This window comes from Kitasatospora sp. NPDC101447 (genome assembly GCF_044767225.1).
Taxonomy (GTDB): domain Bacteria; phylum Actinomycetota; class Actinomycetes; order Streptomycetales; family Streptomycetaceae; genus Kitasatospora.
The window spans coordinates 36,176-49,372 of record NZ_JBIWNL010000004.1; the positions used below are offsets into that span (position 1 = coordinate 36,176).

Annotated in this window: 8 protein-coding genes and 1 pseudogene; 7 read left to right on the forward strand and 2 right to left on the reverse strand. The window is 76.2% G+C overall.

The genetic code is table 11. The annotated features are described in order from the left end of the window. Positions 1-49 precede the first annotated feature (49 nt). Positions 50-724: an HAD-IA family hydrolase gene (locus tag ACIRST_RS07235; RefSeq protein ID WP_402800658.1), complete on the reverse strand. Its 675-nt coding sequence runs from the start codon at positions 722-724 to the stop codon at positions 50-52. Positions 725-782: 58 nt separating this feature from the next. Beyond that, a pseudogene (locus ACIRST_RS07240) lies at positions 783-1,924 on the reverse strand (dihydrofolate reductase family protein). 164 nt (positions 1,925-2,088) lie between these two features. Between ACIRST_RS07240 and ACIRST_RS07245 the strand changes: the two are divergent. From ACIRST_RS07245 to ACIRST_RS07275, 7 genes are all read left to right on the forward strand, one after another. Beyond that, the gene (locus ACIRST_RS07245; protein WP_402800659.1) at positions 2,089-2,907 is read left to right on the forward strand and encodes a methyltransferase domain-containing protein; all 819 of its coding nucleotides are present in this window, start codon (positions 2,089-2,091) and stop codon (positions 2,905-2,907) included. 287 nt (positions 2,908-3,194) lie between these two features. Continuing rightward, complete coding sequence (locus ACIRST_RS07250; protein WP_402800661.1) at positions 3,195-4,571, forward strand: DUF4190 domain-containing protein; 1,377 nt, start codon at positions 3,195-3,197, stop codon at positions 4,569-4,571. Between the two features lie 224 nt (positions 4,572-4,795). Next, positions 4,796-4,993 (forward strand): SPOR domain-containing protein, encoded by a 198-nt coding sequence (locus ACIRST_RS07255; RefSeq protein ID WP_350522176.1) that lies wholly within the window; start codon positions 4,796-4,798, stop codon positions 4,991-4,993. 18 nt (positions 4,994-5,011) lie between these two features. Further along, the gene (locus ACIRST_RS07260; RefSeq protein ID WP_402800662.1) at positions 5,012-5,524 is read left to right on the forward strand and encodes a (deoxy)nucleoside triphosphate pyrophosphohydrolase; all 513 of its coding nucleotides are present in this window, start codon (positions 5,012-5,014) and stop codon (positions 5,522-5,524) included. Positions 5,525-5,663: 139 nt separating this feature from the next. Then, positions 5,664-8,408, forward strand: coding sequence for a SpoIIE family protein phosphatase (locus tag ACIRST_RS07265; RefSeq protein WP_350522174.1), 2,745 nt, complete (start codon positions 5,664-5,666; stop codon positions 8,406-8,408). A 240-nt stretch (positions 8,409-8,648) separates the two neighbouring features. After that, positions 8,649-11,258 (forward strand): SpoIIE family protein phosphatase, encoded by a 2,610-nt coding sequence (locus tag ACIRST_RS07270; RefSeq protein ID WP_402800663.1) that lies wholly within the window; start codon positions 8,649-8,651, stop codon positions 11,256-11,258. 149 nt (positions 11,259-11,407) lie between these two features. Further along, positions 11,408-13,195, forward strand: a complete 1,788-nt coding sequence (locus ACIRST_RS07275) for an ABC transporter family substrate-binding protein (protein WP_350522173.1) — start codon at positions 11,408-11,410, stop codon at positions 13,193-13,195. Positions 13,196-13,197 lie beyond the last annotated feature (2 nt).

The window sequence follows — 13,197 nt, forward strand, 5'->3', positions numbered from 1 at the left end:
CGCCCGCCCCCGTACGCACGGGGGCGGGCGGTCCGGCGTCGGCGGGTGGTCAGCCGACGGTGACGGTGAGCAGGCCGTCCGGGGCGGGCGTGACGGTGACCGCGGTGAGGGTGTCGGCGTGGGCGTCCGGGTGGTGGGCGGTGGCGCGGGGGCCGATGCCGACGACGCGGATGCCGGCCGCCTTCGCGGCGGCGATGCCGGCGCCGGAGTCCTCGAAGGCGAGGCAGTCGGCGGGCGCGAAGCCGAGGGCGGCGGCGCCCTTGAGGAAGCCCTCCGGGTCCGGCTTGCTGGCACCGACGGACTCGGCGGTGATCAGGACGGGCGGCAGCGGCAGCCCGGCGGCGTCCATCCGGACGCGGGCGAGCGGCTGGTCGGCGGAGGTCACCAGGGCGTGCGGGAGGCGGGCCAGCGAGGCGAGGAAGGTGGCGGCGCCGGGCACCGGGACGACGCCGTCGGTGTCGCCGCGTTCGTGGTCGAGCATCCGCGCGTTCTCGGCGAGGTTGACCTCGACCGGGCGGTCGGGCAGCAGGGCGGCCATGGTGGCGTGGCCCTGGCGGCCGTGGGCGACGGAGAGCACCTCGGCCGGGTCCAGGCCGTTCTGCACGGCCCAGCGGCTCCACCAGCGTTCGACCACGGCGTCGGAGTTGACCAGGGTGCCGTCCATGTCCAGGAGGAGGGCGCGGGCGGTCAGCCGGGTGGGGGCGGCGGGCATGGGGGGCTCCATGGGGGGCTCCTCGACGGAAACGGAACGACAGCTGTTTGTTCCTCGATGATACAAAAGATCAACCGAGCAGGTGGGCGTTGACCGCGCGAGCCTCCTCGGCCAGCTCCGGAAGCTCCACCACCTCGACCCCGGCCGCCTCCAGCAGGGCGGTGCCCTGGCAGTCGGTGACGAAGAGGTCCGGCTCGCGCCAGGCGACCACCACTCGCGGCACGCCCGCCGCGATCAGCCGGCGGGCGCACGGCACCGGCCGTGAGGCGCGCTGCCCGCAGGGCTCCAGCGAGCTGTAGACGGTCGCCCCGCGCAGCCGGGGGTCGTCGGCCGGGAGCTTGGCCAGGGCCGCCTCCTCGGCGTGGTTGTGCGGGTCCGTCTCCCGGCTGTAGCCCTCCGCCAGCACCCGGCCGTCGGCGCCGACGATCACCGCGCCCACCGAGAACGCCGTCTCGGACGGCGGGCAGCGGCGGGAGAGTTCGACGGCCCGGCGCAGGTGGTCGAGGTCGGTGGTCGCGGGGCGGTTCACGGCGCGGGCTCCTTCGGGGCGTACCTGAGCAGGACGACGTCGCCCACGGTACGTGCCTCCAGCAGCCGCATCCGCCGGGCCGGGCCGCCCGGGAAGGCGGCCGGGCGGACGAACCGGGGCGCCTCGGCCTGGCCGACCAGCAGCGGGGCGACGGCCAGCTGCAGCTCGTCCGCGAGGCCCAGGGCCAGGAACTGGGTGTGCACGCCCCCGCCGCCCTCGACCATCAGCCGGCGCACTCCGCGCGCGCCCAGGTCGTCCAGCACCGCGCCGAGGTCCACCGCGCCGCCGAGCGCGACCACCTCGGCCCGCCCGTCCAGCCGGGGGCGCAGGACCGCCGCCCCGGCGTCCGTGGTGTAGGCGAGCTTGGCGCCGCCGGTGTGCCAGAACCGCAGGTCGGCGCCGAGGTCGCCGCTCGCGCTGAGGGTGACCTTCAGCGGGTGCTCCGTCCGGCCCGCCGCCAGCCGGGCGGACCGGCGCGCGGGGTCGTTGACCAGCAGTCGCGGGTTGTCGGCGCGCAGGGTGTTGCCGCCGACCAGGATCGCGTCGGCGGCCGCGCGCTCCTCGTCCACCCGGTCGAAGTCGGCGGCGTTGGACAGCAGCAGCCGCTCGGGGGAGGCGTCGTCGAGGTGGCCGTCGAGCGACACGGCGGCGCTCAGCAGGACGAAGGGGCGCTGGCCGGGCATGGGCGGGACCGTTCTGTCGGGGGCGCCTCCACGGTACGGCGAGCGGGTACGGGCGGGATGCCACCGGGCCGGAATGTGAGACGGAACTTCTCGGCATGCGGGATGCGGAGTAGCGTCGAGCCATCGAGGAGAACGGAACGCCGACCACGCCCCAGGGGGATCCCATGTCCGGACCGCAGCCCTCCGCCGTCTACACCCACGGCCACCAGGAGGCCGTGCTGCGCTCGCACCGCTCGCGTACCGCCGCCGATTCGGCCGCCTACCTGCTGGCCGAACTGCGGCCGGGGCAGGCCCTGTTGGACATCGGCTGCGGGCCCGGCACGATCACCGCCGACCTGGCCGAGCTGGTCGGCCCGGACGGCCGGGTGGTCGCGGTGGACACCTCCGCCGAGGTGCTGGAGCAGGCCGCCGGGTACGTGGCCGCACGCGGCCTGTCGAACGTGGTCTTCGAGCAGGCCGATGTGCACCGACTGCCCTTCCGGGACGGCGGGTTCGACGTCGTGCACGCCCACCAGGTGCTGCAGCACGTGGCCGACCCGGTGGCCGCGCTGCGCGAGATGCGGCGGGTGACGGCCCCCGGCGGGGTGGTGGCGGCCCGGGACGTCGACTACGCCTCGATGACCTGGTTCCCCGAGGTGCCCGAGCTGGACCGCTGGCTGGAGCTGTACCGGCGCACCGCCCGCGCCAACGGCGGTGAGCCGGACGCGGGCCGACGGCTGCTGTCCTGGGCCCGCGCGGCGGGTTTCGCGGACGTCACCGCGAGCGCCGGCACCTGGACGTACGCGACGCCTGAGCGGCGCGCCTGGTGGGGCGGCATGTGGGCGGACCGGGTCACCGGCACCGCGCTGGGCCGGACGGCGGTCGAGCGGGGCTACGCGGAGCCGGACGAACTGCGGCGGATCGCGGCCGGCTGGCGGGAGTGGAGCGCCGCGGAGGACGGCTGGTTCTCGATGCTGCACGGCGAGGTCCTGGCCCGCGGCTGAGTGCCCGACAGGGGTCCGGCCGGGGCGGGCAGGTGTTCGGAAAGATCGGGTAAAGTCGCGCGACCGTTCACATCGGGCCCGTCAGGGGGTCCGTGCCATGGTGCCGAACGCCGAGCCGATGCCCGCCCCGGCGGGTTGGGGGAGTCCACGTGTCCAAGCCTGAGTCCGAGCCGTCCGCCCCTGGGCCGGAGACGCCCGCGCGGACCGGGCCGGACGCGGGCACGGACGCTGGGACGGGGGTGGACGCGGGGACGGGTGCGGCTCCGACGACGGGTCAGGACCCCCGGGTGGACTTCCGCAAGGAGGCCGACGAGCCCGAGGCCACCCCGGCGGACCCCGCGCCCACCCCCCTCGCGCCCGCGCCCGCGCCCGCTCCCGTCGCGCCCGCCCCCCTCGCGGGCGCCGTGCCGCCGCCCGCCCCCGCCGACCCCTGGGCCGCGCCCGACCTCGCCCCCGCCGCCCCTGTCGCCCCCGCCCCGCCCGTCGTCGGGCACCCGCAGCCCGTCCCGCTGCCGTCCGCCGCCCCGCCCCAGCCGCCGCATCCGCTGCCCGCCGGCGGCTGGGCCTCCGTCACACCCTCCGCCCAGGCCGGCTTCCGGCCCGACCAGCCGTACCCGCAGCCCGCCGGTCCGGCGCCCACCAACGGGTTCGCGGTCGGCTCCCTGGTGACCGGTCTGGTCATGGTGGCGCCGGTGGCCCTGGTGTTCGGCATCGTGGCGCTGGTCCAGATCAACCGCCGCAAGGAGCGCGGGTTCGGCCTGGCGGTGGCCGGTGTCGTGCTGGGCACGATCGGCACGCTCCTGCTCTCGCTGCTGCTGGGGGCGGGGAACTTCAGCGGTGCCGGCGGCGGCCGGTTCGCCCACGCGCCCAAGGCGCCGGCCGGCTCCGTCCACTGGTCCGACCTCAAGACCGGCGACTGCTACAACTCCCCCGCCGGGGGATCGGTGACCGGCACCGACGGCGACGAGACGGTGTACTGGGTGAACCGGGTGGCCTGCGCCGAGCCGCACCACGGCGAGGTGGCCGGAACGGTCCCGTTCCCCACGGGCAGCGGCGCCTACCCGGGCGAGAGCGAGGTCCGCGAGTCGGCCGCCCGGCTGTGCCGCAAGGTCATGGACGACTACGCGCTCGACCAGTGGGCCGTCCCGGACGGCATGGACGACGTCTACCTCTACCCGACCGCGAACAACTGGGCGGCCGGCGAGCGCTACGCCACCTGCGCCTTCGAGGACCGCGACGACCAGCACCGGGGCACCGTCCGCACCGACCGGAGCCGCCTGACCGCGCCTCAACTGGCCTACCTGGAGGCGGTCCGGGTCTTCAACGACGCCTACCTGGAGCAGCCGAAGCAGGAGGTCTCCGAGGCCGGGGCCGACTACCGGAGCTGGGCCCGCCGGATGGCCGTCGCCTCCCGGACCGAGGCCGCCGTGCTTGGCGCGCCGACGACGGACTGGCCGGCCGACGTCCGGCCGAAGATCGCCAAGCTGGTCGAGGCGCAGTCCCAGGCGGCCCCCGCGTGGGACTCCGCGGCCTCCGCCGACGACCTGGAGGGCGGCATCCGCCGGGCCAAGGCGCTGGTGGCCAAGACGGTGCCGATGAGCGTGGACATCCGCCGCGCGCTGGGCCTGTCCACCGGCGAGCAGGTGCCCGACCTGCGGGTCTGAGCCTGCGCGCACGAGGTTACCGGCCGTTAACAACGTCCATACCTGCCGGTAGCGAACGGCGCGTAGCGTCGCGGGTGTGCCCCCGGCCCGACCCCCACGCGAGCCGGGGGCACGACGGCATCCGGCCGGCCGAGCGGCCACGACGGCATCCGGCCGGCCACGGCGCTCGGACCGGCCGCCGGAGGCCACTGGAGGCGGCGGCGGACGCCGGATACCCTCGCGCCATGGGCACCTACCGGGTGATGCGGCAGGACGACAACGGCAACCGCTTCCTGGTCGCCGACGGCCTGGACGGCGCAGCGGCCGAGCGGCTGGCCGCCGAGTTCGAGGCCCGCGGCCACAAGCAGCTGTACTGGGTCGAGACGACCGGGTCCGCGGCCGGGCCGGCCGAGCACGGGAACGGCGCCGTCCGGAACGCCTGAGGCCGTAGGGTCGGGGCCATGGACGCCCCGCACGCCCCGCACCCCACCGACCGCTCCACCGACCGTCCCGCCGGCAGCCCCACGGAGCGCCCGGCCGACGGCCCCGCCGAGCTTCGGATCGTGGTCGGCGGCGCACTGGTCCGTGACGGCCGGGTGCTGGCGGCCCGGCGCAGCGCGCCCGCGGCGGTGGCCGGACGGTGGGAGTTCCCCGGCGGGAAGGCCGAGCCGGGCGAGACCGAGGCGCAGGCGTTGGAACGCGAGCTGCGGGAGGAACTGGGTGTCCGGGCGCGCGCGCTGACCCGGCTGCCCGGCGCGTGGGCCGTGCGCCCCGGCCTGGAGTTGCGCTTCTGGGCGGCCGAACTGCTGGCCGGTGAGCCGCGCGCGCTGCAGGACCACGACGCGCTGCGCTGGCTGGGCCCGGACGAGCTGGACGCGGTGGACTGGATCGACCACGACCGCGACGTGTTGCCGTACGTCGCCCGGCTGCTCGCGGAGCCGGGGACGGCGCACGACGCGCAGTCCGCCGGGTAGGTCAATCGGACAAGACGACCCGGCGACCGGGATAGCCTGGGTTCTGCTGGGTATGTCACTTTTCGGCACTATTCGTCACCATCGGTGAGCCGCCCCCAGCCGGCGACGCCGATCCCGACCAGAGCCGGAGGCCCCGTCGGTGTCGAGTACCGGGAACGGCGGCGGGGGAGAGCGGCGGGCAGGAACCGCGGGCAGCGCGGCCGCCCGCGCCCGGCTGCGCCGCGCCGCCCGTCCGACCGCCCCCCAGCCGCCGGTCGGCCGCCGCCGCGGTCCCGTCGCCGCCCCCGACACCGAGCGGCCCGCCCAGCCGGCGCCGACCCTGGCCCTGCCCGAACCGGGCGCCCGCTCCGGGCTGCGCAGCCGCCCCGGCCGGCCGTTCCCCGGCGGGCCCGGCGACGCCCCGAACGCGCTCGGCGCGCCGCCCGGGGGCGGCCTGCTCGACATGCTCAAGGTCGCCATCGCGATCCTGGACACCGCGGGCCGGGTGGTGCTCTGGAGCCCCGCCGCCGAGGAACTGCTCGGCTGGCCGAACGAGCTGCTGGTCGGCCGCCGGATCGACGAGCTGATCCCCGACCAGGAGCAGGTCGTCCGGGTTCGGGCGGCGGTCCAGGACACCCTGCGGCACGGCCGCTGGGCCGGCTACGCGGAGCTGCGCGACCGGGAGGGCGTGCCGGTCGCGGTGGAGGCCCGGATCTCCCTCCTGGTGGACGGCGACGGCACCCCGTTCCTGCAGGTCAGCATGGCCGAGTCGGCCGCCGTGGGGGCCGTCGAGCGGGACCTCGCGGTGCGCGACGCGCTGTTCGAGCAGTCTCCGCTGGGCATCGCCATCCTGGACACCGACCTGCGCTACACCGCGGTCAACCAGACCCTCGCCGAGATGAACGGCGTCGCCCTGGAGGACCACGTCGGCCGCACCACCGGCGAGACCCTGCCCGAGCGGGCCGCCGACGAGATCACCGCCATCCAGCGCCAGGTGCTGGCCACCGGCGAGCCGGTCATCGACGTCACCCTGGCCTCCCCGGTCACCACCCGGGCCGGCTACCGGTCGATCTCCTACAGCCGGATGACCGACCGCTCCGGCCGGGTGCTCGGCATCTCCGGCACGGTGATGGACGTGACCGAGCGCTACCGGGCGGTCGCCAAGGTCGAGCACGCCCGGCGCCGGCTCTCGCTGCTCAACGAGTTCGGCTCCCGAGTGGGCGACCTCCTGGACGCGTCCCGGATCGCCCAGGAGCTGGCCAGCTCGGTCGTCCCCCGGCTCACCGACCACTCGGCGGTGATCCTGCTCCAGGCCGTCGCGCACGGCGACGACCTGCCCCGGCACGGCCACGACCGCCGCACCTCGCTGCTCCAGCTCGGCACCGCCTCCGTCCAGGACGGCCCCGAGGTGGACGTGATGCTGCGCCGCGGCGCCCGGATCACCTTCTCCGAGGACTCCGCCTGCGGCCGGGTGCTGCGCACCGGCGTGCCCGAGCTGCTCTCCGGGGCCGAGCAGCTGGACGACGTCACCTACCCGGGCGACCCCAAGATGCAGGCCGCCCGGGACCTCGGGGTGCACTCGATGCTGGTCGTCCCGCTGCGCGCCCGCGGCATCGTGATCGGCCTGCTGCAGGTCAGCCGGGCCGGCTACCGGGAGGCCTTCGACCGGGACGACCTGGCCTTCACCGTCGAGCTCGCCGACCGGGCCGGCAGCTCGTTGGACAACGCCCGCCTCTACGCCCGCGAGCGCACCGCCGCGCTCACCCTCCAGCGCACCCTGCTCCCGCAGCAGGTCCCGCAGCCCACCGGCGTCGAGGTCGCCTACCGGTACGTGCCCGGCAGCAGCGGCACCGAGGTCGGCGGCGACTGGTTCGACGTCATCCCGCTGCCCGGCGACCGCACCGCGCTGGTGGTCGGCGACGTGATGGGCCACGGCCTGCGGGCCGCCGCCACCATGGGCCGGCTGCGCACCGCCGTCCGGGTGCTGGCCGCCCTCGACCTGCCGCCGGACGTCCTGCTGCGGCACGTCCACGAGCTGGCCGACGACCTCGCCCAGGGCCCGGACGAGGCGCTGCTCGCCACCTGCGTCTACGCGGTCTTCGACCCGGCGACCGCCCGGCTGACCGTCGCCAAGGCCGGGCACATCCCGCCGGTGCTGGTGGTGCCGGGACAGGAGAGCGAGGAGCCCACCCGCAACGGCAGCCCGCTGCCCGGCGGCGCCGGCCGGATCCTCGACCTGCCCTCCGGCGCCCCGCTCGGCGTGGGCGGAGTCCCGTTCGAATCGGTCGAACTGAAGATCCCCGAGGGCAGCCTGCTCGCGCTGTGCACCGACGGCCTGGTCGAGTCCCGGGACAAGGACCTGGACGTCGGCCTCGGCCGGCTGCTCACCGTCCTCCAGGAGCCGCACGCCTCCATCCAGGCCGCCTGCGAGGCGGTGCTCGACACCATGGAGCAGGGCCGCGAGCCGGACGACGTGGCGCTGCTGCTGGCCCGGCTGGGGCACGGCCAGGCCGGCACCCCGACGGCGGGCTGGACCCTGCCGGCCGAGCCCACCGCCGTCTCCCGGGCGCGTCGGCTGGTCCGCGCCGCGCTCGCCGAGTGGGGCGTGGAGGCGCTCACCGACACCGCCGAGCTGCTGGTCAGCGAGCTGGTCACGAACGCCGTCCGGTACGCCAGCGCCCCGATCGGGGTGCGGCTGACGCTCGGCGAGACGCTGCTGGTCGAGATCTCCGACCCGCTGCCCGACCCGCCCCGGGAGCGGCACGCGGCCGAGGCCGACGAGGGCGGCCGGGGCCTGGAGCTGGTCCGCCGGCTGGCACTGCGCTGGGGCGCCCGGGCCGAGGGGATCGGCAAGGTGGTCTGGTTCGAGCAGGCGCTGCCGGGTAATGAGCCCGACGAGGCGTGACTCGATCGAACGCCGGACGGAGCGACAGGAGAGCGGTGCCGCATATGCCATCGGGGGCCCGGGGGGAGCGCGCGCCCCGGAAGGGGGCGCGAGCGTGGCATTGTGGTTGCGCGGGCGGTAGGACAAAAACCTTCGCCCGATCTGATGTTGTGATGTTGAGGGCGTGTGAACGCACCCCTTGATGATGAATACTCGGTCTTCTCGACATCCGGACGGTCGCGGGTTGGAGGGGTCGGTCCGTTGAACAGCACTCCGGCGCGGAGCGCGCCGATCAGCAGCGGTCATGCCGCTGTACCCGGGCAGGCCGGTTCGTCGCACCTGCCCGTACCGGCGACCCGGCCGGACGGCGACACCGCGAGCCGCGGCGCCCACCCCGTCGCCGAGGCGCGGCCGTGGGGCGCCGGCGACCCCGGCACGATCTACGACTACATTCGGGTCGCGACCTTCGCGATCGGCCCGGACGGGCGGATCAGCCAGTGGAGCGAGCGCGCCGCCGAGTTCTTCGGCGTCCCGGCCGCCGACGCCGTCGGCGCCGACCCGATCACCACGTTCGTCCCCCGCGAGCTCTGGCAGCGCGGCCGCGCCCGGCTGGAGCGCACCCTGGCCGGCGAGGAGTGGGTCGGCACCACCCCGTACCGGGAGGCCGGCGGCGGCGAGGGCCTGGCCGAGCTGTACCTGATGCCCGACAGCGCCCTGCCCACCGCGGGCGCCACCTGCCTGGCCGTCGACCTCGGTCGGCTGCGCCGGATCGAGACCGACCTCGCCGCCTCCGAGGCCGTCTTCGGGCAGACCCCCACCGGCTTCGTGCTGTTCGACGACCGGCTCCGCCTGCAGCGGGTCAACGACGCCTTCGCCTCCGGCATGGGCCTGGTCCCCACCGACCTCGAAGGCCTCACCCCGCACGACCTCTTCCCGCCGTCCGAGGCCGACCGGCTCACCGCCGCCCTGCGCAAGGTCCTCGCCACCGGCGAGCCCGTCTTCGACCTGCGCTTCCACGGGGCCGTCCCGACCCGCGACGGCAACCGGCTCTGGGCCGTCTCGCTGTACCGCCTGAACGGCGCCGCCGGGCAGCCGATGGGCGTGGCCGGGCAGGTCTCCGACGTCACCAGCCGGCACGTCGCCGAGCGCGAGGCCGACGGCGTGCGCCGCAACCTCGCCCTGCTCAACGAGGCCAGCGCCCACATCGGCTCCACGCTCGACCTGGAGACCACCGCCAAGGAGCTGCTGGACGTCGTCGTCCCGCCGTTCTGCGACCTCGCCACCGTCGACCTCTACACCGCGCTGCTGTCCGGCGAGACCGTTCCCAGCGCCGGCCGGCTCGGCGACACCGTGCTCACCGACGGCAGCGGCGAACTGCGCCGGGTCGCCGTCTCCAGCGTGGTCGGCGGCGCCTCCTCGGTGCTCGGCTCGGTCACCGGCCTGCCCATCGCCGAGGCCGGCGGCACCCTCTGTTACCCGCGCCGCTCCCCGCACGCCCGGGCGCTGCGCACCGGCCGCAGCGTCGTCCCCGACCCCGGGCCCGACCCGCTGCTGCGCTCCACGCTGATCGTCCCGCTGGTCGCCCGCGACCAGGTGCTCGGCCTCGTCCAGCTCTCCCGCGCGATCGGCAGCGAGCCCTTCGACGCCCGCGACGTCGCGATCGCCGAGGAGCTCGTCGCCCGCGCCGCCGTCTGCATCGACAACGCCCGGCTCTACCGCCGCGAGCACGAGCGCGCGCTGATCCTCCAGCGCAGCCTGCTGCCCCCCGGCAACCCGGCCGCCAGCGGCCTGGAGATCGCCTGCCGCTACCTGCCCAGCAACAACAACACCGAGGTCGGCGGCGACTGGTTCGACGTCATCCCGCTGCCCGGCAACCGCACCGCGCTGGTCATCGGCGACGTGATGGGCCGAGGCCTGCGCGCCGCCGTCGCCATGGGGCAGCTGCGCACCGCCGTCCGCACCCTGGCCATGCTCGACCTCGACCCCGCCGAGGTGCTCACCGCCCTGGACGAGATCGCCCGCGGCCTCGGCGACGACTCCGTCCCGGCCGGCCCGCCCACCCCGTACGGCCGGCTCACCTCGACGGCCGACGAGGAGGCGCGCGAGGTCTACCTGGCGACCTGCGTCTACGCCGTCTACGACGCCGTCACCCGCCGCTGCATCTTCGCCAACGCCGGCCACCTGCCGCCGGTGCTGCTCAGCCCCGGCGAGAGCGCCCGGATGCTCGACGTACCGCCCGGCCTGCCGCTCGGCGTCGGCGGCGAGCCCTTCGAGGAGGTCGAGATCGTCCTCCCGGACGGCGCCGTGCTCGGCCTCTACACCGACGGCCTGGTGGAGAGCCGCAAGCACCAGCTGGACGAGGGCCTGCGGGCCTTCCGCTCGGCGCTCTCCGTCGAGGGCAAGGGGCTGGAGGACCTCTGCGACCACGTGCTCGGCGAGCTCAACCCGCACCACGGCGAGGACGACATCGCCCTGCTGATGGCCAAGGTGCACGCGTTCCCCGAGGACGCCGTCGGCAACTGGTTCCTGTTGCCCGAGCCCACCTCCGTCGCCAAGGCCCGCGAGCTGGCCTGCAGCTGGCTGCTGACCCGGGGGCTGGAGGAGCTGGTCGACACCACCGAGCTGCTGGTCAGCGAGCTGGTCACCAACGCGCTCAAGCACGGGCGCGGCGAGATCCGGCTGCGGCTGCTGCGCGAGCGCGGCCTGGTCTGCGAGGTCTGGGACGACGGCTACGCCCAGCCCCGGCAGCGGCGCGCCCAGGAGACCGACGAGGGCGGGCGCGGTCTGCAGCTGGTCAGTCTGCTGGCCGAGCGCTGGGGCAGCCGGCGCACGCCGAAGGGCAAGATCGTCTGGTTCGAGCTGGCGCTCTAGCCGGATCGGGAACCCCACCGGGGACGGCCCGGCCGCACGGGTCGGGCCGCACGGGTCGGGCTGCACGGGTTGGGCCGTAAGGGTGCAGTCGCCCCCGGTCCGCCGTGTCGGCGCGGGCCGGGCCGCGCGGGCGGCGTTCGATGGCCGCCATGCGCGTCCGCCAGCTCACCGCCGCAGCCGCCGCGCTGCTGCTCGCCGCCGGTCTCGGCGGCTGCTCCGACGACCCCGACCCCGGCCGTACCCCGGCCCCCGCCCCGGTCTCGGCCGATCCCACCGCGACCACCGGTGACGTCCGGGCCGCCGACCGCACCGACGTCCGGGGCGGCGGCACGCTGCGCTGGGCGATGGACGGCGTCCCGACCACGCTGAACGTCTACCAGGGCGCGGCGACCGCCGACTCGGCGCTGCTCGCCCATGCGCTGTACCCCTCGCTGTTCCGCCCCGACGAGCACGGCCGGCTGGTGCCCGACCCGGACTACCTGGCGGGCGCGGAGTCCACCCCGCCCGGGCAGCTGCCGCAGGTGGTCACCTACCGGCTCAACCCGCACGCCGTCTGGAGCGACGGCACGCCGCTCTCGGCCGCCGACCTCGCCGCCCAGCGGGCCGCCCTCTCCGGGCTGGACCCGTCCTACCGGGGCGCGCACCCGGCCGGGTACGAGGCCATCGACTCGGTCGCCCGGGGCGAGGACCCGCACGAGGTGCGGGTCACCTTCCGGCGGCCGTACGCCGAGTGGCGCTCGCTGTTCGGGCCGCTCTACCCGGCGGCCGAGACCGGCACCCCGGCCGCCTTCAACCGGGCGCTGACCGACGGCGGCCACCCGAGCGCCGGGCCGTACACCCTCTCCCGGTACGACGCCGGGGGCGGGCGGGTCACCATGACGCGCAACCCGCTCTGGTGGGGCGACGTGCCCAAGACCGACCGGATCGACTTCCTCGCCGTGCCGCCCGAGCAGCGGCTGGACGCGCTCGACCAGGACAAGCTGGACATCGCCCTGCTCACCGCGGCGGTGGACCGGGCGGTGCCGAGCCCCGCCGCGTCCGCCCCGGCGGCGGCACCGCCCGCCGCGGCTCCCGAGGCGGCGGCGTCGGCGCTGCGGCGGGCCGAGTCACTGCCCGGCGTCACCGTGCACCGGGCGGCCGCGGCCTCGCTGACCCAGCTCACCGTCAACGCCGCCCGCGGTCCGCTCACCGACCCGGCCGTGCGGCGCGCCCTCGCCGGGGCCGTCGACCGGCGGCGGATCGCCGACGCGGCGCTCACCCCGCTCGGCCTGCCCGCCGCTCCGCTCGGCAACCACCTGCTCGCCGGGGACCAGGAGGGCTACCGGGACAACAGCGCCGCGGCCGGCCCGCAGGACCCGGCCCGGGCACTGGACGCGGCGGGCTGGAAGCGACCCGCCGGCCGGGGCACCCGCACCAAGGACGGGAAGCAGCTCGCCCTCACCCTGCTCGTCCCGGCCGGCTCGGCGACCGCCAGGCGCACCGCCGACGCGCTCACCGCCGACCTCGCGGAGTACGGGATCGCCCTGAAGCCGGTGACGGCGCCCGCCGAGACCTTCGTCCCGGACCACCTGGCCGTCGGGGACTACGACCTCGCGCTCTTCTCCTGGCCGGCCGGGCCCAGCCCGGCGAGCGAGCAGCGCCCCGCCTACGCCAAGCCCCGGCCCGGCCCCGACGGCGCACTCGACGCCGGGAGCAACTACGGCCGCAGCGGCACCGAGGAGATCGACCGGCTGTTCGACCGGGCGTCCGCCGAACCGGACCCGGCGGCCCGGCTGGACCTGCTGCAGGAGGCGGACGTACGGATCTGGCAGCTCGGGCACTCGGTGCCGCTGTACCAGCGGCCGGAGCTGGTCGGAGTCCGGGAGGGCGTGGCGGGCGCCGGAGCGTTCGGCTACGGCTGGCCGCGCTTCCAGGACGTGGGGTGGACGGGCTCCTGAGG

Coding starts and splice junctions, on each gene's coding strand:
- ACIRST_RS07275 (WP_350522173.1), top strand. CDS start 11,408: ATGCGCGTCCGCCAGCTCACCGCCGCAGCCGCCGCGCTGCTGCTCGCC.
- ACIRST_RS07235 (WP_402800658.1), bottom strand. CDS start 724: ATGGAGCCCCCCATGCCCGCCGCCCCCACCCGGCTGACCGCCCGCGCC.
- ACIRST_RS07255 (WP_350522176.1), top strand. CDS start 4,796: ATGGGCACCTACCGGGTGATGCGGCAGGACGACAACGGCAACCGCTTC.
- ACIRST_RS07245 (WP_402800659.1), top strand. CDS start 2,089: ATGTCCGGACCGCAGCCCTCCGCCGTCTACACCCACGGCCACCAGGAG.
- ACIRST_RS07260 (WP_402800662.1), top strand. CDS start 5,012: ATGGACGCCCCGCACGCCCCGCACCCCACCGACCGCTCCACCGACCGT.